Source organism: Geobacter metallireducens GS-15, from assembly GCF_000012925.1.
Classification (GTDB): domain Bacteria; phylum Desulfobacterota; class Desulfuromonadia; order Geobacterales; family Geobacteraceae; genus Geobacter; species Geobacter metallireducens.
This window is the reverse complement of the sequence record NC_007517.1, coordinates 962930-988715: the sequence shown is the minus strand read 5'-3', so window position 1 is coordinate 988715 and position 25786 is coordinate 962930. Positions and strand designations below refer to the sequence as shown.

The window sequence follows — 25786 nt, the reverse complement described above, 5'->3', positions numbered from 1 at the left end:
AGCGGTCATCCCCGCACCACTGGCAGCACCGGCAGTCGGGACAAGGATGCTTCTTCGGGGGCTCAGTAGGCGGCACTTCGCTTGGCCCCACGCCCGACCAGAAGCTGGGCAAAGGCCTTCCCCTGGTCGCCGTTGCTCACCAGAAACCGGGGGAGCTTCATCACGCTGTCGGCCTGGGTGACAGGGTGCGGGTCAACGGTGAAGGTGGCCCGGTACCCCAGGGCACCAGCCCGGCGCAGCAGGTCGTCGTCGTAGATGCCGAAGGGCCAGGCGAGCATGTCTACCGTCACTCCCAGCTCCTTCTCGATCCTACCCCGCGATTTCCGCAGTTGAGTCTCCACCAGCTTGTCGAACTCCGCCGGTTTCAGCTTTTTCCGATCCTTCCTGAAATTGGGATGCCAGAAGGTGTGGGACTGAAACTCGAAGAGTCCCGTCTTCTTCAGCTCCCGGAGCTGGTCCCAGGTCATGGCGTATTTGGCATTGGAAACGGCCGACGGGTAGATGAAGACCGTCACCGGCACGTGGTACTTTTTGGCCAGCGGCAGCATGTCGGTGTAGACCGACTTGTGGGCGTCATCCTCCACGATGACCACCGATTTCGGCGGAGGCGCCGGCCCATTCTTCAGGTAGAAATCCACCACCTGGCGCAGCGGGATCACCCGGTAGCCGTTATCCCTGAGGTACTTCAGGTGCTCCTCGAATACGGAGGTCTTGATGGTCATGCTGTCGGCAACCGTGGGGCCGAAGCGGTGATAGAGGAGAATGGGGACGCTGAATTCACGGGGGGGCAGGCTTGACGAGACGATGGCAGGGAAAAGCATGCCGAACAGAACGGCAAAGATGATGCGCACTTTCATGAAACTGAGAGACCTCCGGGGTTAATGGTTTAGAGTGGTTGCAGCAAGAAAGCTGCCGGAAGGATTGTTGCAACAGACAGAATTTCGGGAAGACGGTTTACCGGCGGTATTCCCGCTCGCCGAAAAGGGAGGTGCCGATGCGGACCAGCGTGGCCCCTTCCTCGACGGCGGCCTCGAAATCCCCCGACATCCCCATGGAGAGCTCATCCATGACGACGCCGGGGATGCCCGCGGCGGCGACGACGCCGGCAAGCCGTTTCAATTCGCGGAAGTAGGGACGCGCCCCCTCGGGATCGTCGAAGAAAGGAGGCATGGTCATGAGCCCCCGCACCCGCAGGTGGGGAAGGAGCGCCACCTCCCTGACAAGGGTCAGGAGTTCCCCGGCGGTGGTGCCCGATTTGGTCGCCTCGCCGGCGATGTTCACCTGGATGAGGACGTCACAGGTGGTGTCGAGTTTTGCCCACTGGCGCTCGATCTCCTGGGCCAGAGAGAGGCGGTCCACCGAGTGGATCATGGTCACGAGGCCGGCAATCTGCCGCACCTTGTTGCTCTGGAGGGCACCGATGAAATGCCATTCCACCGGCTCCCGCACTTCGCCGGCCTTGGCAGTGAACTCCTGCACGTAGTTCTCGCCAAAGAGCCGCTGCCCCGCCCGGGCCGCATCCTCCACCGCCTCGGCCGGCTTGGTCTTGGAGACCGCCACGAGGCGCACCGATTCCGGGTCGCGGCCGGCCCGACGGGCCACCGTAGCGATGCGTTCCTGGAGATGGATAAGGTTCGAGGCAATCGTCATGACGCTTTACAGAGCCCCCATGGTACGAAGATCCTCCACCACCTCGCAGAGGGGGAGCCCCACCACGTTGGTGTAGGAGCCGTCGATCCGCTCCACCATACAGGCGGCTCCACCCTGAATGGCGTAGGCGCCGGCCTTGTCCATGGGGCAGCCGGTGGCCACGTAGGCGGTAATTTCCTCGTCCCGCAACGGCTTGAAAAAGACCTTGGTCACCACCGCCTTGCAGAGGATGCCGTCCCGCGCCTTGTCATAGATCGCATAGCCGGTGATGACCTCATGGGGGACTCCGGAGAGCTTTTTCAGCATTCGCACGGCATCGGCCCCGTCCGCGGGTTTTCCCATGATCTCGCCGTCGCAGACCACGATGGTGTCGGCGCCGATGAACCAGCGTCCCTCCGACCGGGCGGCGGTTGCCACGGCCTTGTCCTTTGCCAGGCGAACTGAGAAGTCGGCCGGGGCCTCGCCCGGAATGGGCTCCTCAGGGATATCGCTGGCAAAGACGTCGAACTCAATGCCTGCCGAAGCCAGAAGCTCCAGCCGCCGGGGCGATGCCGACGCGAGAACGATTCTACTGTTTTCCGGCATCGTCATGCTCCTTCGGCTGCTCTTCCTGGGCCTTCATCCGGGCCTCGTAGCGGCGCTGCGCCCCCTCCATCTCCTCCCAGTGCTTCTTCCAATCCTTCTTTCGCACAAAGGAGAGGACCACTGCCCCCACCAGAATCATCACCCCCCAGAAGATGCTCATGACCTGGGCTCTTGCTATGCCATAGCCAAGGGAAGCGATCCCCATGAGGATCAGAAGCGCCTCCATGGAGAGGATCCTGCCGATGAGGGATATTTCCTGTTTTTCCTTGTCGTCCATGGGTTCCTCGCAGGGGCGCTGCTTGCCGCGCCCATTTTCGATGCGGGCGCGGCAAGCAGCGCCCCTACACTGTTCCTATCCAACGGTCCAGCTCAGCCAGTGCCCGCTCCGCAAGCTTCCCCCGCCGCTCCTTCTTCTTCACCTTCCCCTCCAGGGGAGGGAAGAGCCCGTAGTTGACGTTCATGGGCTGGAAGTGCTTCACGTCAGCGTTGGTGATGTGGGTCACCAGGGCGCCGAGGGCAGTGGCCAGCGGCGGCACCACCGGCTCCTCTCCCCGGACGAGCCGGGCAGCGTTGACGCCGGCCAGGAAACCGCTCCCCGCCGACTCCACATATCCCTCGACCCCGGTGATCTGGCCGGCAAAGAGAATACGGGCATCCCCCTTCAGCTGGAACGTGGGGGCCAGGAGGGCTGGCGCGTTGATGAAGGTGTTGCGGTGCATGGAACCGAGCCGGACGAACTCGGCGTTCTCCAGGCCGGGGATCATCCTGAAGATCCTCCGCTGCTCCGGATAGGTGAGCTTGGTCTGGAAGCCCACCAGGTTGAACATGGTCCCTTCACGGTTCTCGGCCCTGAGCTGCACCACGGCATGGGGCTCCTCCCCGGTGCGGGGATCCGCGAGCCCCACGGGCTTCAGGGGGCCGAAGCGGAGGGTCTCACGACCCCGCTCGGCCATTTCTTCAACCGGCATGCACCCTTCGAAGTGTACCACTTTTTCAAAATCCCTGGCAGGCACTTTCTCGGCGGCAAGGATCGCGTCCACGAACCCCTCATACTCTTCCTGGTTCAAGGGACAGTTCAGGTAGTCGTCGCCGTCCCCCTTGCCGTAGCGAGAGGCCCGGAACACCTTGGTCATATCGAGGGATTCGGCGGTCACGATGGGCGCGATGGCATCGTAGAAGTAGAGGTTCGGCCCGGTGATCGCCCTGATTCTTTCGGCCAGCCCGTCGCTCGTGAGGGGGCCCGTAGCCACAATCACGATATCCTCGGAAGGAATATCCGCCACCTCTCCCCGCATGAGGTCGACAAGGGGATGGTTCTCGATTCTCTCGGTGACAAAGGCGGAGAAGAGCTCACGGTCCACCGCCAGGGCTCCGCCGGCCGGCACGCGGGTGGCGTCGGCCGCTGCCATGATGAGGGAGCCGGCCCGCCGCAGTTCCTCCTTGAGGAGCCCCACGGCATTCTCCAGGGACTCTCCCCGGAGCGAGTTGGAGCAGACGAGTTCCGCGAGCCCCGCCAGGTGGTGTGCCGGCGAAAAGGCATGGGGCTTCATCTCGTGGAGCGTGACCCGCACCCCGCGCTCCGCCGCCTGCCAGACAGCCTCGCATCCGGCGAGCCCTCCGCCGATGATGGTAATAGCATCCGTCACTGGGCGTTCCCCTCCTCGTCGGGTATTTCGTAGCGCTGCAGCGGATGCCCCGCCACGAGCCGCGCCTTGGCCCGCTCCTCGTCCCAGATGGTGAGGTACCCTTTCCAGCCCCGGTCCAGGAGTGCCTGAATGTGCCGCACCACCTCCGGCGTCGGCGGTTCGTGGAAGGCGTTGTAGCCCGAGAACCCGCCGGGAGGGATCAGGCGGTAGGCGCCATGGCCCCGTTTGACGCTCCGCTTGGTAAGGGTGGCCGTCCCGGAGCCCCACGAGTGTTCCTCGTACTTGGTCCAGCCGCAGATGGGGCACATAACCCGGCGGGCCCCCTGCTCGCCCCAGCACTCGGTATCGATCCGCGCGTAGGCGAAGCGGCACTGTTCGCAGGCTTCGTGCATGTCGTTAGGCATCATTGATTCCTTCATCGTGAAAAAACATCCGAAACACAGAGCAACTGAGCAACAGAGCAAGAAATTCTTTTTGCCTTAACTTGTGAGAACCTCTCTGCAATAACTGTTAAAGGTTTTGCGGGTTTTCTCAGTTGCTCAGTTGCTCTGTGTTATTCAAACTGAAACTGCCGCTTCATGCTAAAAAGGCGGGGATCGCTCCCCGCCCGGTCAGTCTCTCGGCTACTTCTTCCCTTCGGTCCGGTAGTCACACCCCTCTTTCGGGCACTTGAGGAACTCCCCTTCCCGCTTGTAGACCTTTTTCACCAGGAGCGGGAAGCCACATTTGGGGCACGGCCCCGGCTGGGGGGGATCCCAGAGGGCGAACTTGCACTGGGGGTAGCGGTTGCAGGAGTAGAACATCTTGCCGTAGCGGGACTTCTTCTCGGTCAGCTCCCCTTCCTTGCACTCGGGGCACGTGTGGCCGGTCCCCTTGGGCTTTACGAGGGGCTGGATGTTCTTGCAGGCGGGATAGGCGGAGCAGGCCAGGTACTTTCCGAAGCGGCCATCCTTGATGAGCATGGGGCTGCCGCACTTGTCGCACTTCTCCTCGGAGAAGACCGGTTCTGCCGGCTCCTGCTGCTCCCCCTGGGCGATGTTGCGGGTATAGGTGCACCCTTCCTGGTAGCCGGAGCAGGCGATGAACTTCCCCCGCTTCCCAAGCTTCACCACCAGCGGCTTGCCGCAGTCGGGGCAGAGTTCGTCGGTGGCCTCGGTGGTGAGGTCCGCCTTGCTCACCTCCCCCTCTTTCTGTTTCAGGAGGGAACTAAAGGGGCCCCAGAAGTCATGAAGGAGGGGCTTCCACTGCTTCTCACCCCGGGAGACCCGGTCCAACTCCTCTTCGAGGCTGGCGGTGAAATTGTAATCCACGTACTGGGTGAAGTGGTTGGTGAGGAGATCGTTCACCACCATCCCCACATCCTCGGGAACGAAGCGCTTGCTGTCGAGGCGGGCGTATTTCCGCTCCAGGAGCGTGTTCATGATGGAGGCGTAGGTGGAGGGACGGCCAATACCGTACTCCTCCAGGGTCTTCACGAGGCTCGCCTCGGTGTACCGCGGTGGGGGCTGGGTGAAATGCTGCTCCGGAACGAGCTTCTGGAGCTTCAGGAGTTCCCCTTCCGTGAGGGGAGGCAGAGTCCCTTCCTTCTCCTCGGCCTGGTCGTCGACTCCCTCGATGTAGAGCTTCATGAAGCCGGGGAAGCGGATCACGGTGCCGGCGGCACGGAAACGATAGCCCTCGCCGGCGCCGATGTCGACAGAGGTCTGATCCAGAAGCGCCTCGGCCATCTGGCAGGCCACGGTCCGCTTCCAGATGAGATCGTAGAGTTTGAACTGGTCGGAGGAGAGGTACTTCTTCACCTCGACCGGGGTGCGGGCGATGGAGGTGGGGCGGACCGCCTCGTGGGCCTCCTGGGCGTTCTTCGCCTTGTTCTTGTAAAAGCGGGGCTTGGCGAGGGCGTACTCCTTCCCGTAGAGGGAGGTGATGACCTCGTGGGCCTCCTGGAGGGCCTGGTTCGACAGCACCACGCTGTCGGTACGCATGTAGGTGATGAGACCGACAAGCCCCTCGTCCCCCACGGCGACCCCTTCGTAGAGCTTCTGGGCCGTGGACATGGTCTTCTTGGCCGAGAAGCCGAGCTTTCTTGCCGCCTCCTGCTGGAGGGTGGAGGTGGTGAACGGCGGCGCTGGGGTCCGTTTGCGCTCGCTCTTCGCCACTTTGTCGACGGTGTAGGCACCGTTCTCCAGGGCCTTCACGAGCCGGTCGGCCGCCGTGCCGTCGGGGATATCGAACTTGCCGAGTTTCTTCCCCTCGGCCTCCACTAGGTTGGCGGAGAACTTCTGCCCCTTGCCGGTGCCCAGCTCCGCGCCGATGGTCCAGTACTCCTGTTCCTGGAAAGCCTTGATCTCCTTCTCCCGCTCGCAGATGAGCCGCAGGGCCACGGACTGGACCCGTCCGGCAGAGAGGCCGTAGCGGATTTTTTTCCAGAGGAAAGGGGAGAGGTTGAAGCCGACCAGGTAGTCAAGGATGGAGCGGGCCTGCTGGGCGTCCACCAACTCCAGGGAGATGTCCCGGGGGTTTTCCACGGCGTGGACGATGGCGTCCTTGGTGATCTCGTGGAACACGACCCGCTTCACCGGCACGGCGTTTTTCTTTTTGTCCATGCCGAGGGCCGCCAGCAGGTGCCAGGAGATCGCCTCCCCTTCGCGGTCGGGGTCAGTGGCCAAGAGCAGGATGTCGCTCTCCTTCAGCTCCTTCTTGATGGCGTCGATGTGCCGCTTGCTCTCGGGGAGAATGGCATATTTGGGTTCGAAATCGTTGGCGACATCCACGGACCCCTGCTTGCTGGGGAGGGCGCGTACGTGGCCGTAGGAAGCCATGACCCGAAAGTCCTTGCCGAGAAATTTCTCGATGGTCTTGGCCTTGGCCGGAGATTCGACGATGACGAGGTGTTGTGGCATAAAAAAAATCCAATAATAGGTAAGTAACGCCTGGCATGCCAGGCGGGTCAATTTGTGCAAAAATACTTGCCGGGAAGCTGAGTTACGGCCCCCTTGAGTTCCAGGCGCAACAACATAGCCGAAAGCTCCCCCACTGTCAACGCGCTTTTGGCAATGATCTCATCGATATGGAGCGGCTCAGGGGCCAGGAGCGCAAAGACCGCCGCCTCGGCAGGCGGGAGGTCGGGCGCCGGCGCCGGCACTCCCCTGCGGGCCACCCTTCCCCCGGGGAGTTCTTCCAGGATATCCTCCACGCTTTCCACCAGCTTCGCCCCCTCGCGGATGAGGCGGTTAGCCCCCCGGCTCCCGTCGCTGGTGATGTTGCCGGGAATGGCGTAGACATCGCGCCCCTGGTCGAGGGCGATGCGGGCCGTGACCAGGGAGCCGCTCCGCTCCGCCGCCTCCACCACGAGGACCCCGTGGGAGATGCCGCTGATGATCCGGTTTCGACGGGGGAAGTTCTCGGCCAGGGGGGCGGTCCCCAGGGGGAACTCGGACACCACCGCTCCCTGTTCGGCCATCTCTCGGAAGAGCTGCCGGTTCTCGGCCGGATAGACCACGTCCACGCCGCACCCGAGCACCCCGACGGTTGTCCCATCCCCTTTCAGGGCTCCCCGGTGGGCCGCGGTGTCGACCCCGCGAGCCAGGCCGGAAATCACGGTGACACCGTTCCGGGCAAGCTCCTCGGCCATGCGCTCGGTCACCGTCCTGCCATAGGCAGAGGCCCGACGGGAACCCACCACCGCCACGGAAGTGCCGATACCGGCGAGGCTTCCCCGCACATAAAGGAAGGGGGGCGGGTCGGCGATCTCCCGCAGGAGCGGTGGATACTCATCATCGAGGATGGTTACGATGCGGCACCCCGTGCGCCTGACCGCCGCACACTCCCGGTCGGCAAAGGGGTGCGGGTCATGGCTTCGGAGGGAGGCCACCACCGCCGGACTCACCCCCTTGACGGAACGGAGATCGACATCGGACGCTCCGAAGACCGCCTCGGGGGAGCCGAAGCGCTCCAGGAGCCGCCGGAAGAGGACGTTCCCCACGAGGGGGACGGATTTGAGGGCAAACCAGTGATAATGATCCATGGGCAAGAACGAGAAGCGGGGACCGGCCGGACCGGCCCCCGCAAAGAAGGGGTTATCTGTTTGTCCTGGCCTCTACCCGGTCCCCCCGGTAGATGGTGTCGATGCTTTTCACCACAAGCCCCGTGGAGGTGTTCTCCCCCGACTGCACCACCACGAGGGCACCGACCACCTCGGGGGGGAGCTTCTCAACGGAGATGTCCGCATACTGCTGGTCGGGGACCACGTCCCGCAGGATATAGAGGAAGTATCCCGGCTCTATCCCCTGCTTTTTCCCCAAGTCGATAAAGGCGATGTCTCCCTCGCCGATTGCATTGTTGCCACTCTGGGTCTCGACGATGTAGCCAGAGAGGTCGTGGTCGGCAGCCTTAAGGGAAATCTGCCGGCGCTTGTCCCGATAGGGAAGGAGGATGGAGCCGGGACCGATTTCCCGGTAGGATTTGGTAATGATGGCCTTGGAAACCTTCTCCTCCACCTCGGTAAGCTGCAGCGTGCCGAGGGGGATCACCTTCTCGCCGAGAATCACGTTGGAGACGGGATGGCTCACGGCGTCAAGCTTCTTGTAGATGGAGAACCGGTCCCCCTCCTTGGCCCCGTGGACAGAGCCGATATCGGTGTAGACAATGTCGTCCTCACCCACGATCTGGCGGTTCTGGCTGGTGGTAATGATGCGGCCGGCGGGGTTGAGCCCCTTTTCCATCAGGAACCCTTCGCTGCCGCTTACCAGGAAGCTCCGCTCGGCAACCGGCTCCTCGGAGGGGCGCTGGACAGCGGGGGTGCCGGGGGAGACAGTGCGGGGTTCGATCTCGATCCGGTCCGGGTAGACGCGGACCCGCTGGCCGGGATAGATAAAGTGGGGATTGCCGATGGCGGGGTTCCTGGCCCAGAGGTTGGGCCAGTAGTAGGGATCCTTGAGGAAGCGGTCCGAGAGCCCCCAGAGGGTGTCCCCCTTCTGGATGACGTAGATTGTCGGCTCTTCGGACGCGGCCCGGACGGTGCCGACGGTGAGAAGCGCTCCGGCGAGGAGCATGCAGCCGATAGAGAACACTCTTTTCATGGTCGCCTCCCGTGCAGACGCGAACTAAATTCGTTCGGATACTAAAGTTCAGGTTACGTTTTTTGTCAAGGACAAACAGGCCGCAGGGGTTTCATTCAACCGACGGATATGCTAGGATTTCCGCGGTCGAAAGCACCATCTGGTTTCCGGGATGATCCCGCGCCACTGATTGAACCCCACTAATAAAGCATGCATCATGCCAAGAGGCCTTCCATGAAGATTCCCGAGCTCCTCGCGCCGGCCGGCAACCTGGAAAAGCTGAAGGTGGCCATCCACTACGGCGCCGACGCCGTCTACCTGGGAGGGGAGAAGTTCGGGCTCCGCAGCCTCGCCGACAACTTCACCCTGGCCCACATGGCCGAGGGGATTGCCTATGCCCACGACCGGGGGGTAAAGGTCTACCTGACGGTCAACGCCTTTCCCGACAACAGCGAACTGGAGGACCTGGACCGCTACCTGGAGGGGGTTGCTACAGTCCCCTTCGACGCTTACATCGCCGCCGACCCGGGGGTGATCGCCGCCATCCGCCGCATATCGCCAGATCGTCCCATCCACCTTTCCACCCAGGCCAACACCACCAACTGGCGCAGCGTCCTCTTCTGGCAGAAGCAGGGGATCGCCCGGGTGAACCTGGCCCGGGAAATGTCCCTGGATGCGATCCGCGAGACCCGGGAGCGGGTCACGGCCGAACTGGAAGTCTTCGTCCACGGCGCCCTCTGCGTCTCCTACTCGGGTCGCTGCCTCCTCTCCAGCGTCATGACCGGCCGCAACGCCAACAAGGGGGAGTGCGCCCACCCCTGCCGCTGGAGCTACGCCCTGGTGGAAGAGACCCGACCGGGCGAGTACTTCCCCGTGGTGGAGGACGAGCGGGGGACCTTCATCTTCAACTCCAAGGATCTCTGCCTCATCCGCCATATCCCTGAACTGGTGGGGGCCGGCGCCGATTCCCTCAAAATAGAGGGGCGCATGAAGGGAATCCACTACGTGGCCTCGGTGGTGCGAGTCTACCGGGAGGCCCTGGACAGTTATGCCGCCGATCCTCGCGCCTGGCACATGCAGTCCGAGTGGCTCGAAGAGCTCTCCAAGATCAGCCACCGGGGGTACACCACCGGCTTCTTCCTGGGAAAACCAGTGGATGTGGACCTGGAATTCGACTCCCGCTACCGGCGCAGCCACGAATTCGTCGGCGTGGTGGAAGAGGCGCACCCCGACGGCACCGTTACCGTGGAAGTCCGCAACCGGATCGTGGCAGGGACCACGGTGGAGGTCATCGGCCGGCGGATGCGCTCCACCCTCCACCGGCTCGACGCGTTCACCGACATGGATGGCAACAGCCTCTCCGAGGCCCATCCGAACCAGCGGATCCGCGTGAGTCTTCCCGTAGCGGCGGAACGCTACGACCTTATCCGGCGGGAAAAGCCATAGCCCCCTCATCCAAGAAAGACTACTCCATGAAAACTGCCTTCACCGTCTCATCCAACCGGGAGCAGAGCCTGTTCAAGGATCTCATCATCCTTGCCGTGGTCTTCGGCTTTGCCTTCTTCCAACGGCTCGGCCAGATTCCACTTCTCGATTCCGACGAGGGGCGCTACGCCGAAATCCCGCGGGAAATGCTCGAACGGGGGGACTTCATAACCCCCTTCCTGAACTACGTGAAGTACTTCGAGAAACCACCGCTCCACTACTGGCTGGAGGCCATTTCGTTCAGGATATTCGGCTTCAGCGAGTTCGCGGCCCGGGCTCCGGGGGCGCTCATGGGGCTCTGCGGCGTCCTCTTCACCTATCACGTGGGACGGACTGTTTTTGGTCGACGCGCAGGACTCCTGGCGGCGACGGTTCTCGGCACCTCCCTCGGCTTTATCGTCATTGGCCGCTACAACGTCATCGACATGACCCTCACCTTCTGGATGACCGCCACCCTCGGCTGCTTTCTCCTGGCGGTTCACGACAGGGGCCGGCGCGCCGGCCTCTACTACTATCTCTTCTACGTGGCGGCAGCCCTCACCGTGCTCGCCAAGGGGCTCATCGGCCTCGTCCTCCCCGGCGGCGTGATCGTCCTCTTCATCCTCCTCACGGGGCGCTGGCGGCTTCTTCGCGAGATGCGGCTCCCCACGGGCACTGTCCTCTTCCTTCTCGTCGCGGCACCCTGGTTCATTCTCGTCTCGCTCCACAACCCGGAATTTCCACGGTTTTTCTTCATCCATGAACACTTCGAACGCTTTCTCACCAAGGTTCACGGCCGCTACGAACCCCCCTGGTTCTTCATTCCGGTCCTGGCCGGGTTCATGCTTCCCTGGTCCTTCTACCTTCCGTCCGCCATTCGGGGCATGTGGCAGGAGCGACACACTCCCACGGGCGAGGCGCGTCTCTACCTCATCCTCTGGGGAGCGGTCATCTTCACCTTTTTCTCCCTGTCGAGCTCCAAACTGATCCCGTACATCCTCCCGGTATTCCCGGCGGTGGCGCTTCTCGTTGGCGAGTTCTTCTCACGCGTGGCCGACCGCCGCGCCACCTTTCCCACCCTGCCGACGGCCATCGCAGCGGCGGTGCTGACGATCGGCGGAGCCGGCGGCATCCTTTTCCCCCACCTGGCCAAGAACCCGAAACTGTCGGTGCTCGCCGGGGCCGTGATCGGCTCCTGCCTCCTTGCCCAGGGGATAGCCGCCTTCGTGGGCCTGCGCCGCAAGAAGGCCGCCGTGCTCCTAGTCTCCTTCGGCCTTTTCTCGTACCTTCTGGGCATCGCCGGCCCGCCGTTCATCCTCGCCCGCACCGCCGAACGGAAGTCATTCCGGGAACTGGGGCAACTGGTGAAGGAAAAGGCGGGACCGGATACCGCCGTTGCCAGCTTCCAGCTCTACCAGCAAGGATTTTCCTACTATGCGGGACGGCGGATCATCATTGTGGGAGAGCGTGGAGAGCTCGATTTCGGGAGCCGCCAGGGGGACCAGAGCCAGTGGTTCTTGGACGAGCAGGGCTTTGCGCGCCTCTGGGACTCGGGCCGACCGGTCATCGTTCTCATCAAGGAGGATGCCCTTCCCGCCTTGAGAAAACTCGTCACGACCCCGCCGCGGGAGTTGGGGAGAAAAGGAAAGGTTCTTCTCATCGCGAACCACTGACCCGACGGGGACAGCGTAAACGGTATGGCACTTCGCGCGGTTTTGTGCCATCATGTAGCGTTTTTCCGGAAGGAGGCAACCGTGCGCAGCGAATTTCTCCCCTTTTCCAAACCAACCATAGACGACGACGAGATCAATGAGGTCGTTGCATCCCTGAAATCCGGGTGGATCACCACCGGCCCCAAGGTGAAGCGCTTCGAGGAGGCGTTCAAGGCCTACGTCGGCGCCTCCTACGCCGTCCCCCTGAGTTCCGCCACCGCCGGGCTCCACCTGACGCTCATCGCCCTGAAGCTGGACGAAGGGGACGAGATCATCACCACCCCCATGACCTTTGCCTCCACGGTGAGCATGATCGTCCTCTGTGGGGCAAAGCCGGTGCTCGTCGACATCGAGCCGGGAACCCTCAACATCGACGCGGCAAAGATCCGCGAAAAGATCACCCCCCGCACGAAGGCGATCATCCCGGTCCACTTTGCCGGCCAGTCGTGTGATATGGACCCCATCTTCGCCCTGGCCAAGGAGTTCGGCCTCACCGTCATCGAGGACGCGGCCCACGCCGCCGGCACCGAGTACAAGGGGAAGAGGATCGGCTCCCTCGACAGCATCTCCATCTTTTCCTTCCACCCCAACAAGAACATCACCACCGGCGAAGGGGGAATGGTCTGCACCGCCGACGAGACCCTGGCCGAGGAGATCTCGCTCCTGAAGTTCCACGGCATGAGCCGCGAGGCGTGGAAGCGCTTCGCCGCCAGCGGCACCCCCAACTACGACATCCTCCTTCCCGGCTACAAGTACAACATGATGGACATCCAGGCCGCCATCGGCATCCACCAGCTCCCGAAGCTGGACGGGTTCATCGAGAAGCGCCGGGAAATAGCCGAATTCTACAAGGCCGCCTTTGCCGACGTCCATGAACTGGCTACCCCGGCCCTCGCCCCCTACGACCAGCGCCATGCCTGGCACCTCTACACGCCGCTGGTCCGGGTGGAGAAGCTCACCATCGATCGGGACACCTTCATGGCCGAGCTGAAGAATCTCAACATCGGCACCGGCCTCCACTACAAGGCGATCCACCACCACGCCTGGTACCGGGAGAACATGCCGGTCCCCGCGGGATCCCTTCCCAACGCCGACTACGCCTCCGACCGCATCCTCTCCCTCCCCCTTTTCCCGGCCATGACCATGGACGACGCCCGGGACGTGGTGGCGGCGGTGAAGGATGTCATTGCCCGGAACAGGAAGTAGGCCATGAGCAAGCCCTATATCTCCATCATCATCCCTGTCTACAACGAGGAACCGAACCTCCAGAAACTCCTGGCGCGGCTCTACCCGGTCATGACCGCCCTCGGCAAGCCCTTCGAGATCATCTTCACCGACGACGGCTCCCGGGACCGCTCCCTGGAAATCCTCCGGGAGATGGCCCAGAGCCATCCGGAAGTGAAGGTGATCGAGTTCAACGGCAACTTCGGCCAGCACATGGCAATCATGGCAGCCTTCGAGATGAGCGCCGGCGAGATCGTCGTCACCCTCGACGCCGACCTCCAGAACCCCCCGGAAGAGATCCCCAAGCTCGTGGCCGAGATGGAGAAGGGACACGACGTGGTGGGAAGCGTCCGCCAGAAGCGCCAGGACACCTTCTTCCGCCGGGCCGCGTCGCGGATCGTCAACATCACCACCAACAAGATGACCGGGATGCAGATGAGCGACTACGGCTGCATGCTCCGGGCCTACAACCGCACCGTCATCGACAACCTGAACCGCTGCCAGGAGATGACCACCTTCATCCCGGCCCTGGCTCAGACCTTCGCTTCGAACCCGTCGGAGGTGCCGGTCTCCCACGCAGAGCGGGCCGAGGGAGAAAGCAAGTATTCCCTCTACCGCCTCATCCGCCTCAACTTCGACCTCATGACCGGCTTTTCGGTGGTGCCGCTCCAGCTCTTCGCCCTTCTCGGCATCCTCACCTCGGTGGCGTCGGTCCTCTTCGCCCTCTTCCTCCTCGTGCGCCGCTTCCTGATCGGCTCCGAAGTGGAAGGGGTCTTCACCCTCTTCGCCATCCTCTTCTTCTTCGTCGGCATCATCATCTTCGGCATCGGCCTTGTGGGGGAATACGTGGGGAGGATCTACCAGGAAGTGCGGCGCCGGCCGCGGTATGTGGTCAGGAGGACCTATGGCTTCGAGTAGTGGGAGAGGAACGAGAGTGGTCGTCTGCGCCTACCACAACGTCGGCTTCCGCTGTCTGGAGGAACTGCTGAAGCAGGGAGCCGACGTGCGGCTGGTCTTCACCCATGAGGACTCCCCCACGGAGGAGATCTGGTTCCAGTCGGTGCGGGAACTGGCGCAACGCCACGGCATCCCGTACCTGACCAGCGACATCAACGAGCCGGCCAACGTGGCGAAGGTGCGGGAGATCGCCCCCGACTTCCTCTTCTCCTTCTACTACCGGAACATGATCACACCAGAGGTGCTGGATATCCCCCGCAAAGGCGCCCTGAACCTCCACGGCTCCTACCTCCCCAAGTACCGGGGACGGGTGCCGGTCAACTGGGCAGTGATCAACGGCGAAACCGAGACCGGCGCCACCCTCCACCACATGGTGGAAAAGCCCGACGCCGGCGACATCGTGGACCGGGAGAAGGTTCCCATTGCTTTCACCGACACCTCCTTCGATGTCTTCACCAAGGTGACCGATGCGGCAGTGACGGTCATCTCCCGGAGCTACCCGCTCCTGGTCGCGGGGACCGCCCCCCGCATCCCCATGAACCTGGTGGAGGGGAACTACTGCGGCGGCCGGCGGCCGGCCGACGGGCTCATCGACTGGACGAAAAGCGCCGTGCAGATCTACAACCTCATTCGCGGCGTCACCCACCCCTACCCGGGCGCCTTCACGTACCTGGACGGGAAGAAGATCCTTGTCTGGAGCGCCCGGCCGCTTCCGGGAAGCGCAGAGCCAGGGGTGGTGGTCACGGAAGATCCCCTGGTCGTCGGAACCGGCGAGGGGCTCCTGGAGATCACCTCGTTACAGCTCGAAGGGGGAGACGAGGTTGCGGCCGGAAGCTTTTCCGCCATCGTCCACCCCGCAGGGAAAAGGTTTGCAAACCCATAGCATCACCGTCGGCAGGATTGCCGCCGGTCACATTTTACCCACTGGAGATACCATGAAAATCCTCATCCTCGGCGTCAACGGCTTCATCGGCAACGCCCTCACCAAACGCATCCTCGACACCACCGACTGGGAGGTGTACGGCCTCGACATGAGCGACAACAAGCTCGAGCACTCCATCGGCCACCCCCGCTTCCACTTCCTGGAAGGTGACATCACCATCAACAAGGAGTGGATCGAGTACAACATCAAGAAGTGCGACGTGGTCCTCCCCCTGGTGGCCATCGCCACGCCGGTCACCTACGTGAAGGACCCGCTCCGGGTCTTCGAGCTCGACTTCGAGGAGAACCTCAAGATCATCCGCCAGTGCGTGAAGTACAAGAAGCGGGTCATCTTCCCCTCCACCTCCGAGGTCTACGGCATGAGCCCGGACCGGGAGTTCGACGAGGAGAACTCGCCCCTCATGCTCGGCCCCATCAACAAGCAGCGCTGGATATACTCCTGCGCCAAGCAGATGCTCGACCGGGTGATCTACGCCTACGGCGAGCAGGAGGGGCTGCGCTACACCCTGTTCCGCCCCTTCAACTGGATCGGTCCGAAGCTGGATTCCATCTCCACCGCCAAGGAGGGAAGCTCCCGGGTCCTGACCCAGTTTCTCTACAACATCCTGGCCGGCGAGCCGATCCAGCTCGTGGACGGCGGCAACCAGCGCCGCTCCTTCACCTTCGTGGAGGACGGCATCGACTGCCTCATGAAAATCATCGAGAACAAGGACGGGAGCGCCGACGGCGGCATCTTCAACATCGGCAATCCGGGGAACGACCTGTCGGTGAAGGAACTGGCGGAGAAACTGATCACCCTGGTAAAGGAGTATCCCGCCTACCGCGACAGGGCCGAGGCATGCAGGATCATCGAGGTTTCCTCCGGCCAGTTCTACGGCAAGGGGTACCAGGACATGCTGACCCGCGTCCCCTCCGTGAAGAACGCCAAGGCGCGGCTTGGCTGGGAGCCGAAGACCGTCATCGACGACGCACTGCGGAAGACCCTCGACTTTTATCTGATAGAAGAAAAAGAGAAGATCGAACACCTGCTGTGAAAATGCCGCTTTTCCGCCATCTCGGCGTTGTCGTTCGGAATCACCTTGTGCGGCGTAGCCCTGCTACGCCTCCGCGGGATCCCTCCTCCGCCTTGACCTTGCGAAAAATCGCCATTTTTCATGATTGGTTCATGACCTGATGCCCACCATAGCCCTCAAAATAGACGTCGACACGTACGTCGGCACCCGCGACGGGGTACCGCGGCTCTTGGAGATCTTCGACCGCTTCGGGATCAAGGGAACGTTCTACTTCTCCATGGGGCCCGACAACAGCGGCAAGGCGATCCGCCGCATCTTCACCCGCAAGGGGTTCCTCCGGAAGATGCTTCGGACCAGGGCGCCGTCGGTCTACGGGCTGCGGACCCTCATGTACGGCGTGCTCCTGCCGCCGCCGATCATTGCGGACAAGGTTCCCCACGTCCTGCGGGAGACCGAGGCCCGGGGGCACGAGGTCGGCATCCACTGCTGGGACCACGTCAAGTGGCACGACCTCCTTCCCTGGATCCCGCGAAACATGATCGCCCTGGAGCTGGGGCGGGCCTTCGCCCTTTTCGAGGAGATCCTCAACAGGAGGGCCAAGACCACGGCGGCTCCGGGATGGACCGTCACTGCCGACTCCCTGGAGATCCAGGATGCCCTCTACCTCACTTACTGCAGCGACAGCCGGGGGATCCACCCCTTCTACCCCGTGATGGACGACCGGCGTTTCCATACTCTCCAGATTCCGACTACCCTTCCCACTATGGACGAACTCTTGGGGGAGAACGGTATCACGGCGGAAACCGTGAACGACCACTACCTCTCCCTGATCCAACCGGGGCTCAACGTTCACACCATCCATGCCGAACTGGAGGGGGGAGTGCTGTCCCCCGTCTTTATCGACCTTCTGGAGCGGCTCCAGGCGAAGGGCTGCCGCTTTGTCACCCTTGCCGAAGCGGCTGAAGAGGCCCATCGGGGAGAAATCCCCTGCTGCAGGCTGGCGATGGGAGAGCTTCTCGGCCGGGCCGGCGAAGTGGCAATCCAGGGGAAGATGACAAGAGAGCCGAGGAAGAAGATTCGGGATTGAAAAGACGGCATACATGGACAAGGAAGGCGTACCGGAGTGTACGCCTTTTTTCATTTCTCCAGGGGAGGTCAGGATTTGCGTCCACGTATCCCGTCGGGTAAGCTTTTTTCAGGAGGATGCGATGATCGATTTCGCCGCCTATGCCCTTTCGGGGGAACTGGACCTGAACCGCTTGGCGGGGTCCCTCGGATTTCCCCGGCGCTATCGCTGGGAAGAGCCCATGGTGCTCGACCTGACAAGCCTCAGACCTCTTCCGGGGGATATGGGAGAAACCAAGAGGGTCTATCTCTACTACTTCGGCGGGGTGGTCTTCGTGAACTGCACGGAGGAGGAGATCGGCTCTTTCTTCTGGAGCATGGGGCACCATGGGGAGGCATTTAAGGAGTACCCTGCCGTCCGGTACCGGGACGAGTATTCCCTGAAGCGGGGGGAGGGGGAACGGGTTGAGGTCACCAACGACGTGGCGACCATGCCGGGGTACGATCCGGCCTACGTGGACACCATCTGTTTCGTCATCGCCAAGTCGGTGGCCCTGGAGCGGATCGAGGAGCGGGTTGACCAGGTTCTCGACGAGATGGAAACCATCATCGCCCTTCTCGACCGGGGGAAGTTGGGAATCTCGGACCGGCGCCTGGCAAAGCTGGCGGCCAACGTCCTCACCTACAAATACCAGTCCATCTCCCACATCATGGTCCTGGAGAAGCCGGAATTCACCTGGGAGAACCCCGTGGCAGACCGGCTCTACCTGACCATGGCCAACATCTTTGAGCTGAACCAGCGCTACAACGAGATCAAGCACAAGGGGGAGACGCTCCTGGACATCACCGGCGTCTTCACGAGCCTCGCCCACGCCCGCCGCGCCTCACGGCTGGAATGGATCATCATCATCCTCATCTTCATCGAGATCGTGATCTACATCTTCGAGCTGATGCGCAAGACAGGCTAAAATCCGCCGCACAGGGCGAAATGCTCACCCTCCCGGGCAGTTGTGTCGAAGTGCTTGTGGCAGGCTCCGCAGCTCACAACACCGACAGCGAATTTCTGCTGAAGGGTAAGATTGCGCGTGTCGCACCAGTCGCAGTACCAGACGTAGTAGTCACCGAGGAGCTTGATGTTCATGTTGGACCTCCTATCAAGGGTTTTACCCATCATAGCCGGTCCATGTTGCGGCGCCGTTACGATCGCCTTAACTCTGGGTGTGCTCTGCCACGAGGAGAAGCCGCTTCCTGAACGCCTCCTCGAAGAGATCACCCTTAATCTTCCCGCCGAAGAGCTCCACCGAGATATCCTCGCTGCTGGCGATGGTGACGATGACCGTGCCGTTGGAAACGGAGCAGGTGACGCCGGAGACGACACCGCTGCGGCGCCGGTCGAGGCCGTCGGCCAGCCGAAGAACCCCCCCCAGGCGGCTCACCAGCTGCCGGTCGGGCTCGGCGAGGCGCACGTAGGCGTCGTGCTTCTTCTTGGGGAGAGCCTTGCGGTGATAGCGGGCCGCGTTGGCAATGATCTCCCGCTCCCGAGGGGTGAAGCCGAAGAGGTCGGCGTGACGGATGAGATGGTAGGAATGCTTGTGGTGGCTGGAATAGTTGATGAAGTACCCCACGTCGTGGAGGATGGCGGCCGCCTCCAGCATCCGACGCGCCCCGGCCCCCAGCCCGTAGGCCGGCTCCAGCGCGTCGAAGAGTTTGAGCGCCAGCTTGGTCACGTGGAGGGCATGATCCTCGTCCATGTGACAGGAGCGGCCGAACTCCAGCACCGCGTCGCGCCAGGTCCGGGGCTCCGCCGCGCCGGGGATGAGGCCGTGGGTGCGAAGCGCCTTGACGATGAGCCCTTCCCGTATTCCCCGCTCGTTGACCCGCAGAACGTTGGCGTCGAAAAAGCGCATGAGCTCGTCCACCACCGTGACCCCGGCCACGATGATGTCGGCCCGGTCCGGGTTGAGCCCCGGCACCTCCCGCCGCTCCTTTACCGTTTTGCGCGCCAGCATGGCGAGGAGGTGCACCACCTCGGAACGGAGCACCTCGTAGCGGTGGACCGAGCCGTACCCCTCCCCCCGCATGGCCATGACCATGGCTGCGATCGCGGTGATGGTGCCGCCGGAGCCCACGAGGCACTGGAACTGGGACCGCTCCCCGGCAAAGACCTCCTTGAGGCTTGAGCGGACGTATTTGCGGAGCTTATCCTGACCGGGCTGCCGCGCGGAATCCCCCGCCATGAACTTCTCGGTGAGAAAGACCGCCCCCAGCTCCAGGGAATAGATCTCCTCGATGTGGGTGCCAAGGGCCGACACCACCTCCAGGCTCCCGCCGCCGATGTCGACCATGGCGTAACGGGCGCCTTCCATGTCGAAGTGGTTCCGCACCGAGAGGGCCGCCAGCTCCGCCTCCTCCTCGCCGCTGATGACTACCACCGCAACCCCCACCTGCTCGGCGATGGCAGCGATGAACGCCGCGCCGTTGGCGGCCTTCCGAACCGCGCTCGTGGCCACCGCCTCGATGGCCTTCACGCCGTAGCCGTCCACGATCTTCTTCATCCGCGTGAGAGCCGTCACGGCTCGCTCCCAGGCGGCCTGCGAGAGGGAACCGCTGGCGGCCAGCCCCTCCCCCAGGCGCACCGTGGCCTTCTCGTCGTCCAGGACGCGGAAGGAGCCGGTCTTCGTCACCTCCACCACGATGCAGCGGATGGAGTTGGTCCCGATATCGATGGCTGCAAGCCGGTTCTTCTTCACAGCGCTCTCCTCACCTCTTCTCCGATCAGTTCGAAGGGATGCCCTCCGAGCAGTTCCCCGAAGCGGGCAAAAGACTTCCCGCGCCGCTCGGCAATGGCATTCAGGATGACACATTCAACTTCCGGAGGCAACCCCCCGTGCCGCACCATGTCGACGAAGACATCCAGGTCGTGCATGGTTCCCAGGCAGTCCTGGTAGGCCTTGATCGTGGCGTGGATATCCCCGTACCCCTCCGCGGCCATGAGGAACGAGAGAATCTCGACGCGGTAGCGGTAGTGCTTGACGGCGATCCGTAGCGCGTGCTGGGCCGCCGCTGCTTCTTCGTCACGCGCTGAAGGCACCAGGGGGAGAAGATCGGCGAGGCTTCCATCTAGGGCCGCGGCGGCAAAAGAGCCGATGGGGGTGAAGGGATCGACGGCGACAGGGGGTTGCGGAAAAACGGCCGGCCGTGCCATGGCCCGGACAAAGGCGGAGTTGGTCTTCCCCGCGCCGAGACTCTCAAGCCCCTTCGCGAGCCGCCGATGTTCTACGTTCCTCAGGGCCTCCTGACGGCCCATGAGGACGCCGAGACTTTCCCTGCACGGCTCCGGAAGCGCCACGGACAGCTCCCGGAAAAAGAAAACAGCCTCGTCGGCATTGCGGAGGGGGCCCAGGAGCCTCGTCACCTTCCGCACCCGCCGGATGACCCGGGCGAGTCCGTCCGGGTAGAGGGGAGAGAAAAGGACACATCCCTCCCGGAGCCGACGGGAGGAGACCCGCAGATCGTGAATATCCTCAGAATCCAGGGTCTTCAGTGCCCTGCGCCACCGGCCGAAGAAATCATCGGTCCGGGCCGCCAGAAGCGCCGGTGCTGCGACCCAGAGAGGCGTTTCGTCCGTGATCGTCAAGGGCTTCCCCTTCCCTGCGCCGGTCAAATTTTCGAATTTCACCGAACCTTAACCGGGTTCGGGAAGTTCACGAAACTTCTTGCCCCGCTGAATCATCCACAGGAACCGGGCAGGCGTTCCGCTCTCCGCCGAATCCAGCCTCAGTGCCACAATCGCCCCTTTTTTGAGGGGAAGCGCGCCGTCGCGCCCCAACAACCGACCGAAAACCTCACCCAGGTCGGGCTCGTGCCCTACCACAGCCAGGCTCCGGGGCGATCCGCGGACACCTGCCAGGCGGAAGAGCCCCTCTGAACTGAACCCCGGCGCCAGCTCCTGCGATACGGTGACTTCGCCGGAAAAACCGAGAACCTCGGCGAGGATATCGGCCGTCTGCACGGCCCGCACCAGGGGACTCGTAACGATTACTTCGGGAGCGACCACCTTCTTTGCCAGACGTCGGGCGTTTGCCCGGAACCCGTCACGCCCGACGGCGGTAAGCCAGCGGTCCTCCTCCCGGACCGTCTCGCCCCGCTCGACGGCCTCCCCATGGCGGATCAGATAGAGTTTCACGTTTCCTCTCCTTTCCCGGAGAAGGCCCCGCGGGGACTCCTCCGGCATCCAGCCGACCTGCTCCCTTCGCTGGTTAAGTAAAACAGAGCCCGGGGAGTTTTCAATGGCCGCTTGCCCCCCTGTTGCGGGTCCGAGGGTATTTTCACCGTTGTAACACAGTCCCTGCCGGTGCCGTCAGCCGGCATCATCCGTTGACAGGTTGACGACCCTTCCGGTATCCTCACCCCATGAAACAGCCCGACAACCACGACGCCGCCTGGGAGTCCCTCTGCCGACAATGCGGCCTCTGCTGCTTCGAGAAGATCGAGGACGACTCCGGCACCATCTTTTTCACCCAGACCCCGTGCCGCTACCTAGATGTGGCCACCCGCCAGTGCGTCATCTACGAACGCCGCTTCGAGATAAATCCCGAATGCGTCAAGCTGACCGAAGAACTGGTCCGAGAGCTCCCCTGGCTCCATGACGACTGCGCCTATCGCCGGGCGCTGGGGATAAAGCGTACGCGGACAACGATGAATGGGCGGCCGAAACGGTCCAAGACAAAGGAGTGATCCGATACATGGGAAATAATGACACGATAGCCGCCCTGCGGGAACTGCCGGCGAAGCAGCGGATGGACCTCATCCTTGCCGATCCGGAGGCGAAGTCCCTTGCCCGGTCGCTCCCCGAACAGGAACTCTATTGGCTCATCAAGGAGATCGGCGAGACGGACGCCATGGGGCTCTGGGAACTGGCGTCACCCGAACAGCGAACCTTCATCCTCGACATGGAGCTCTGGGACAAATGGAACTTCACCGCCGACAAGTCCTACGAATGGCTCGGCCATCTTCTTGAGGCGGGGGAGGAGGTGGTTGCGGAGCAGCTTCCTCACCTGGACCTGGAGCTTCTCCTCCTCATGCTCGAAAAGGAGATCAGCGTGGGGGGCGGAATCGGCGAGCTCCTGCCGGACGAGGAACGGACCGCCGACTGGGACCATACCTTCGACAACCTCTATTTCATCACGTTCAAAAATGACAAGCACGCCCGGACCGTCGGCAGTTTCCTCGACATCGTCTATCGCACCAATCACGAGTTCTACCTGGGAATTATGGAAGGGGTGAAGAGTGAAGTCGAGGATGAGCTGGAAGAACTCGCTTTCCGCTTCCGCTCGGGGCGGCTCGCCGACCTGGGGTTCCCCGAACAGGAGGAGGCCCAGTCCCTCTATGCCCGCATCGATCCGGCGTCCTTCGTCCTCGAGGGAGGAAAGGAACTCTTCCCGGCGGCGGTCCACCGCCACCTTCCCGTCCGCCCCGGCGCCGCCGAATCGCTCCTCGGACGGCTCCTGGCACGGCCCGGCGCCGAGGAGATCAACCAGGAGCTCACGTATCTGGTGAACAGCGCCCTGGTGGTCGACGGCACCGCCCTCCACGACCGGGAGGCGATGCTGGCGATTTTCGAGCGGGTCCACGGCTACCTGAACATAGCCCTGGAATTTCTGGCCCGCAACGACGAGGAAAAGGCCGCCGCCATCCTGGCCGGCGAACGCCTCAAGCGCCTCTTCCGGTTGGGTTTCAGCATCGTCATGGACCTGGCGAAACAGGCCCGCGGCCTCACCAGTGACGATTACGCCACCGGCAAGGCACTGCGTGCCCTCACTGCCACGCCCCCCCGCTACCACCGGGCCTTCGACCCCGATGGCGTTGATGGATTCCGGGAATTCCGGGAGATGGCGGACGTGGAACGGGTCAGGGAGTTCCTGGTCCGTGTCTGAATCACTGCTGGCTAACCGGGAATTCTCCAGTCTGCCATGACCAAACCGCCACTGGGCAGAAACTGGTAAACAGAGAATAGGGAGGCACTGTTTGACGGGAGAGACGCTTCGCATCCTCCACCTGGAGGACGATTCGATGGATGCGGAACTGGTGCGGGCGAAGCTTGCTTCAGAGGAAATTTCGTGCACCATAACGGTTGCACCTGATGGGAAACAGTTCGCCCGCGTCCTGGAGGAGAGTGCAGACTGCTTCGACCTCATACTGGCGGATATGAGCATCCCCGGCTACGATGGGGTCGCAGCCCTGAAACTGGCTCTGGAACAGTGCCCGGACACCCCATTCATCGTCATTTCCGGAACAGTGGGCGAGGAACGGGCCGTAGAGACCCTCCGCAAGGGGGCGACGGACTTCATTCTGAAGGGTAACATGGGACGCCTTGGGTCGGCGATACGACGCGCCCTCAAGGAAGCGGAGGAACATTGCAATCGCCAGCGGGCCGAGGAGTCCCTGCGCCGCCTTAACGCGGAACTGGAGCAGCGGGTCCAGGAGCGAACCGCCCAGTTGGAAGCGACCAATCAGGAACTACAGGCCTTCAACTTCTCAGTCTCCCACGACCTCCGGGCACCCCTTACCATCATCGACGGTTTCAGCAAGGCGATCCTGGAGGATTTCGGCACCGATCTTCCCTCCGAGGCGCTGGACTATCTCCAGCGGATCCAGAAAGCGGGCCAGCGGATGACCAGGCTCATCGATGCGCTCCTGAACCTGTCGAGACTTGGCCGAGAGCCCATTACCCCGGAACAGACCGACCTCTCCGCCATCGCCGGCACCATCGAGCAGGAACTCCGCTACATCCACCCGGACCGCACCGGGGTCACCATCCGGATCACCGACGGCATCACCGTCCGCGGCGACCGGCGGCTCCTGCGGTCGGTCGTGGAAAATCTTTTGAGCAATGCCTGGAAATATACGGCAAGGCGGGAACAGGCCGAGATCGAATTCGGCGTCATGAAACAGGGGGAGAAACCGGTTTACTTTGTCCGGGACAACGGCGCCGGCTTCGATATGCGCTACGCCGGGCAGCTTTTCACCCCTTTCCAGCGTATGCACCGGTCTGAGGAATTCGAAGGGAACGGCATCGGGCTCGCCACGGTCCAGCGGATCGTTCACCGCCACGGGGGAAGAATCTGGGCCGAAGCAGAAGAGGGCAAGGGTGCAACCTTCTTCTTTACCCTCGGATGATTCCCCCCACTCCGTCCGGCGTCACCTCCGTGACCATGACCGTCGCCTCGGCGTTCATCTCCCCTGCGTAGCCGGGCACCCGGACCGGCAGGTAGTTGCGCGACAGCCCCACAGCTTCGCCGTCACGGCCCCGGTTCTGCATCAGGACCGCCAGCTCACGCCCCACGAACCGCTCGCAGAAAGAGCGCCGCTTACGCTCGCCAACCTCCCTCAGGATCTCAGCCCGGCCGCGAATCACCTTCCCATCCACCTGTCCCTCCATCCGGGCAGCCGCCGTCCCCTCCCGCCGGGAATAGGGGAAGACGTGGAGGGAGGCCACCGGCAGTTCCTCGATGAGACGTACGGTGTTCTGGAACTCCTCGTCAGTCTCTCCCGGAAAACCGGCAATGACGTCGCAGCCGATGAAGATGTCGGGGACCACCGCCACGAGCCGTTCCACCCGTTCCCGGAAGAACGCCGCCGTGTAGCGCCGCCCCATCCGTTCGAGCACCCGGTCATCGCCGCTCTGGAGCGGGATGTGGAGGTGGGGGCAGACCGTCTCCGACCGGGCCAGGAAATCAACGAGAGCGTCGGTCAGTTCATTGGGCTCCACCGACCCGACCCGGAGCCGCGGCACCGCCTTTTCCGCCTCGGAGGCCTCCAGAAGCGCCAGGAGGTTCGTCGGCGGGGCAAGGTCAAGGCCGTAGGCCCCCAGGTGGATGCCGGTCAGCACCACCTCCCGGAACCCCTGGGCGGCGAAGTTCCTGATCCCTGCGAGGGCTTCGCTGAAGGAGACGCTCCGGCTCCGCCCCCGGGCATAGGGGACGATGCAGTAGGAGCAGAAGGCATCGCACCCGTTCTGGACCTGGAGGAAGGCCCGGGTATGCTCGGCAAAGCTTTCGAGACGGAGCCCCTCCGCGGTCCGCTCCCGGGAAATGTCCGACACCATGACCTTTTCCGCCGGGGCAGCGTCCCGCAAAAGCTCGCCGATGCTCCGCTTCTCGCTATTCCCCACCACCAGAGCCACGCCAGGAAGATCTTTCACCGCATCGGGGGCCACCTGGGCGTAGCAGCCGGTCACCACCACCCGGGCCGCGGGATTGCGGCGCAGGGCGCGACGAATCAGGCGCCGCGACTCGGCATCGGTTTTCGCGGTCACCGTGCAGGTGTTGATCACGTAAATGTCGGCATCCTCGTCAAAGGGGACCACCCGGAACCCTTCCCTACCGAGGCTCTCGGTCATGGCCGCCGACTCGAACTGGTTGATCTTGCAACCCAGGGTTGAAATCGCCACTCTCTGCATGAATCCCTCT

Annotated in this window: 25 protein-coding genes; 11 read left to right on the top strand and 14 right to left on the bottom strand. The window is 63.0% G+C overall.

Annotated features, from left to right (window positions below):
* Nucleotides 1-62: 62 nt before the first annotated feature.
* From GMET_RS04495 to GMET_RS04455, 9 genes are all read right to left on the bottom strand, one after another.
* Nucleotides 63-857: a polysaccharide deacetylase family protein gene (locus GMET_RS04495; RefSeq protein WP_011365739.1), complete on the bottom strand. Its 795-nt coding sequence runs from the start codon at nt 855-857 to the stop codon at nt 63-65.
* A 97-nt stretch (nt 858-954) separates the two neighbouring features.
* Nucleotides 955-1650 (bottom strand): YggS family pyridoxal phosphate-dependent enzyme, encoded by a 696-nt coding sequence (locus tag GMET_RS04490; RefSeq protein WP_004513043.1) that lies wholly within the window; start codon nt 1648-1650, stop codon nt 955-957.
* Nucleotides 1651-1656: 6 nt separating this feature from the next.
* Nucleotides 1657-2235 carry a Maf family nucleotide pyrophosphatase gene (locus GMET_RS04485; protein ID WP_004513042.1) on the bottom strand — a complete coding sequence of 193 codons (579 nt, stop codon included), beginning with the start codon at nt 2233-2235 and terminating at the stop codon, nt 1657-1659.
* Nucleotides 2219-2512, bottom strand: coding sequence for a hypothetical protein (locus GMET_RS04480; protein WP_004513041.1), 294 nt, complete (start codon nt 2510-2512; stop codon nt 2219-2221). The genes GMET_RS04485 and GMET_RS04480 overlap by 17 nt, the downstream gene beginning before the upstream one ends.
* Nucleotides 2513-2576: 64 nt before the next feature.
* Complete coding sequence (gene trmFO, locus GMET_RS04475; protein WP_004513040.1) at nt 2577-3881, bottom strand: methylenetetrahydrofolate--tRNA-(uracil(54)-C(5))-methyltransferase (FADH(2)-oxidizing) TrmFO; 1305 nt, start codon at nt 3879-3881, stop codon at nt 2577-2579.
* On the bottom strand, nt 3878-4285 hold the full coding sequence (locus tag GMET_RS04470) for a hypothetical protein (protein ID WP_004513039.1): 408 nt from the start codon (nt 4283-4285) through the stop codon (nt 3878-3880). Before GMET_RS04470 ends, trmFO begins: the two co-directional genes overlap by 4 nt.
* A gap of 219 nt (nt 4286-4504) precedes the next feature.
* Nucleotides 4505-6781, bottom strand: a complete 2277-nt coding sequence (gene topA / locus GMET_RS04465; RefSeq protein WP_004513038.1) for a type I DNA topoisomerase — start codon at nt 6779-6781, stop codon at nt 4505-4507.
* Nucleotides 6782-6828: 47 nt separating this feature from the next.
* Nucleotides 6829-7905 carry a DNA-processing protein DprA gene (dprA, locus tag GMET_RS04460; RefSeq protein ID WP_004513037.1) on the bottom strand — a complete coding sequence of 359 codons (1077 nt, stop codon included), beginning with the start codon at nt 7903-7905 and terminating at the stop codon, nt 6829-6831.
* 52 nt (nt 7906-7957) lie between these two features.
* Nucleotides 7958-8959 carry a LysM peptidoglycan-binding domain-containing protein gene (locus tag GMET_RS04455; RefSeq protein WP_004513036.1) on the bottom strand — a complete coding sequence of 334 codons (1002 nt, stop codon included), beginning with the start codon at nt 8957-8959 and terminating at the stop codon, nt 7958-7960.
* A 213-nt stretch (nt 8960-9172) separates the two neighbouring features.
* On the opposite strand from GMET_RS04455, the gene GMET_RS04450 reads away from it, so the two are divergent.
* The 8 genes from GMET_RS04450 (at nt 9173) to GMET_RS04415 (ending at nt 18283) form a co-directional block, all read left to right on the top strand.
* On the top strand, nt 9173-10384 hold the full coding sequence (locus tag GMET_RS04450) for a peptidase U32 family protein (protein ID WP_004513035.1): 1212 nt from the start codon (nt 9173-9175) through the stop codon (nt 10382-10384).
* 26 nt (nt 10385-10410) lie between these two features.
* Entirely contained in the window at nt 10411-12075 is a 1665-nt protein-coding gene (locus tag GMET_RS04445) for a phospholipid carrier-dependent glycosyltransferase (RefSeq protein WP_004513034.1), read from the top strand.
* 81 nt (nt 12076-12156) lie between these two features.
* Nucleotides 12157-13320, top strand: a complete 1164-nt coding sequence (locus tag GMET_RS04440; RefSeq protein WP_004513033.1) for a DegT/DnrJ/EryC1/StrS family aminotransferase — start codon at nt 12157-12159, stop codon at nt 13318-13320.
* A 3-nt stretch (nt 13321-13323) separates the two neighbouring features.
* On the top strand, nt 13324-14256 hold the full coding sequence (locus GMET_RS04435) for a glycosyltransferase (protein WP_004513032.1): 933 nt from the start codon (nt 13324-13326) through the stop codon (nt 14254-14256).
* Nucleotides 14243-15178 (top strand): formyltransferase, encoded by a 936-nt coding sequence (locus GMET_RS04430; RefSeq protein ID WP_004513031.1) that lies wholly within the window; start codon nt 14243-14245, stop codon nt 15176-15178. The genes GMET_RS04435 and GMET_RS04430 overlap by 14 nt, the downstream gene beginning before the upstream one ends.
* Nucleotides 15179-15230: 52 nt before the next feature.
* Entirely contained in the window at nt 15231-16271 is a 1041-nt protein-coding gene (locus GMET_RS04425) for a bifunctional UDP-4-keto-pentose/UDP-xylose synthase (RefSeq protein WP_004513030.1), read from the top strand.
* Nucleotides 16272-16410: 139 nt separating this feature from the next.
* Complete coding sequence (locus tag GMET_RS04420; protein WP_004513029.1) at nt 16411-17337, top strand: 4-deoxy-4-formamido-L-arabinose-phosphoundecaprenol deformylase; 927 nt, start codon at nt 16411-16413, stop codon at nt 17335-17337.
* 121 nt (nt 17338-17458) lie between these two features.
* Nucleotides 17459-18283 carry an RMD1 family protein gene (locus GMET_RS04415; RefSeq protein WP_004513028.1) on the top strand — a complete coding sequence of 275 codons (825 nt, stop codon included), beginning with the start codon at nt 17459-17461 and terminating at the stop codon, nt 18281-18283.
* On the opposite strand, the gene GMET_RS18735 is transcribed toward GMET_RS04415, so the two are convergent.
* The 4 genes from GMET_RS18735 to sixA all read right to left on the bottom strand — a co-directional run bounded on the left by GMET_RS18735 (nt 18280) and on the right by sixA (nt 21501).
* Nucleotides 18280-18456, bottom strand: coding sequence for a hypothetical protein (locus GMET_RS18735; RefSeq protein WP_004513027.1), 177 nt, complete (start codon nt 18454-18456; stop codon nt 18280-18282). The genes GMET_RS04415 and GMET_RS18735 overlap by 4 nt on opposite strands.
* Before the next feature lie 67 nt (nt 18457-18523).
* Nucleotides 18524-20065, bottom strand: a complete 1542-nt coding sequence (locus tag GMET_RS04410; protein ID WP_004513026.1) for a Ppx/GppA phosphatase family protein — start codon at nt 20063-20065, stop codon at nt 18524-18526.
* Nucleotides 20062-20952 (bottom strand): CHAD domain-containing protein, encoded by an 891-nt coding sequence (locus GMET_RS04405; protein WP_011365737.1) that lies wholly within the window; start codon nt 20950-20952, stop codon nt 20062-20064. The genes GMET_RS04410 and GMET_RS04405 overlap by 4 nt, the downstream gene beginning before the upstream one ends.
* Nucleotides 20953-21000: 48 nt before the next feature.
* Entirely contained in the window at nt 21001-21501 is a 501-nt protein-coding gene (gene sixA / locus GMET_RS04400; RefSeq protein WP_011365736.1) for a phosphohistidine phosphatase SixA, read from the bottom strand.
* A gap of 227 nt (nt 21502-21728) precedes the next feature.
* Between sixA and GMET_RS04395 the strand changes: the two genes are divergently transcribed.
* From GMET_RS04395 to GMET_RS04385, 3 genes are all read left to right on the top strand, one after another.
* Nucleotides 21729-22052 carry a YcgN family cysteine cluster protein gene (locus tag GMET_RS04395; RefSeq protein ID WP_004513023.1) on the top strand — a complete coding sequence of 108 codons (324 nt, stop codon included), beginning with the start codon at nt 21729-21731 and terminating at the stop codon, nt 22050-22052.
* Between the two features lie 8 nt (nt 22053-22060).
* Nucleotides 22061-23251, top strand: coding sequence for a DUF6178 family protein (locus tag GMET_RS04390; protein WP_004513022.1), 1191 nt, complete (start codon nt 22061-22063; stop codon nt 23249-23251).
* A gap of 91 nt (nt 23252-23342) precedes the next feature.
* The gene (locus tag GMET_RS04385; RefSeq protein WP_238378974.1) at nt 23343-24494 is read left to right on the top strand and encodes a sensor histidine kinase; all 1152 of its coding nucleotides are present in this window, start codon (nt 23343-23345) and stop codon (nt 24492-24494) included.
* Here GMET_RS04385 and mtaB read toward each other — a convergent pair.
* A complete protein-coding gene (gene mtaB / locus GMET_RS04380) occupies nt 24481-25776 on the bottom strand; it encodes a tRNA (N(6)-L-threonylcarbamoyladenosine(37)-C(2))-methylthiotransferase MtaB (protein ID WP_004513020.1) in 1296 nt (431 codons plus the stop codon). The genes GMET_RS04385 and mtaB overlap by 14 nt on opposite strands.
* Nucleotides 25777-25786 lie beyond the last annotated feature (10 nt).

Bases quoted from the DNA above. Each gene is read 5' to 3' on its own strand.
- GMET_RS04495 (WP_011365739.1), bottom strand. From the start codon at position 857: ATGAAAGTGCGCATCATCTTTGCCGTTCTGTTCGGCATGCTTTTCCCT.
- GMET_RS04490 (WP_004513043.1), bottom strand. From the start codon at position 1,650: ATGACGATTGCCTCGAACCTTATCCATCTCCAGGAACGCATCGCTACG.
- GMET_RS04485 (WP_004513042.1), bottom strand. From the start codon at position 2,235: ATGCCGGAAAACAGTAGAATCGTTCTCGCGTCGGCATCGCCCCGGCGG.
- GMET_RS04480 (WP_004513041.1), bottom strand. From the start codon at position 2,512: ATGGACGACAAGGAAAAACAGGAAATATCCCTCATCGGCAGGATCCTC.
- GMET_RS04470 (WP_004513039.1), bottom strand. From the start codon at position 4,285: ATGCCTAACGACATGCACGAAGCCTGCGAACAGTGCCGCTTCGCCTAC.
- topA (WP_004513038.1), bottom strand. From the start codon at position 6,781: ATGCCACAACACCTCGTCATCGTCGAATCTCCGGCCAAGGCCAAGACC.
- dprA (WP_004513037.1), bottom strand. From the start codon at position 7,905: ATGGATCATTATCACTGGTTTGCCCTCAAATCCGTCCCCCTCGTGGGG.
- GMET_RS04455 (WP_004513036.1), bottom strand. From the start codon at position 8,959: ATGAAAAGAGTGTTCTCTATCGGCTGCATGCTCCTCGCCGGAGCGCTT.
- GMET_RS04450 (WP_004513035.1), top strand. From the start codon at position 9,173: ATGAAGATTCCCGAGCTCCTCGCGCCGGCCGGCAACCTGGAAAAGCTG.
- GMET_RS04445 (WP_004513034.1), top strand. From the start codon at position 10,411: ATGAAAACTGCCTTCACCGTCTCATCCAACCGGGAGCAGAGCCTGTTC.
- GMET_RS04435 (WP_004513032.1), top strand. From the start codon at position 13,324: ATGAGCAAGCCCTATATCTCCATCATCATCCCTGTCTACAACGAGGAA.
- GMET_RS04430 (WP_004513031.1), top strand. From the start codon at position 14,243: ATGGCTTCGAGTAGTGGGAGAGGAACGAGAGTGGTCGTCTGCGCCTAC.
- GMET_RS04425 (WP_004513030.1), top strand. From the start codon at position 15,231: ATGAAAATCCTCATCCTCGGCGTCAACGGCTTCATCGGCAACGCCCTC.
- GMET_RS04420 (WP_004513029.1), top strand. From the start codon at position 16,411: ATGCCCACCATAGCCCTCAAAATAGACGTCGACACGTACGTCGGCACC.
- GMET_RS04415 (WP_004513028.1), top strand. From the start codon at position 17,459: ATGATCGATTTCGCCGCCTATGCCCTTTCGGGGGAACTGGACCTGAAC.
- GMET_RS18735 (WP_004513027.1), bottom strand. From the start codon at position 18,456: ATGAACATCAAGCTCCTCGGTGACTACTACGTCTGGTACTGCGACTGG.
- GMET_RS04395 (WP_004513023.1), top strand. From the start codon at position 21,729: ATGAAACAGCCCGACAACCACGACGCCGCCTGGGAGTCCCTCTGCCGA.
- GMET_RS04390 (WP_004513022.1), top strand. From the start codon at position 22,061: ATGGGAAATAATGACACGATAGCCGCCCTGCGGGAACTGCCGGCGAAG.
- mtaB (WP_004513020.1), bottom strand. From the start codon at position 25,776: ATGCAGAGAGTGGCGATTTCAACCCTGGGTTGCAAGATCAACCAGTTC.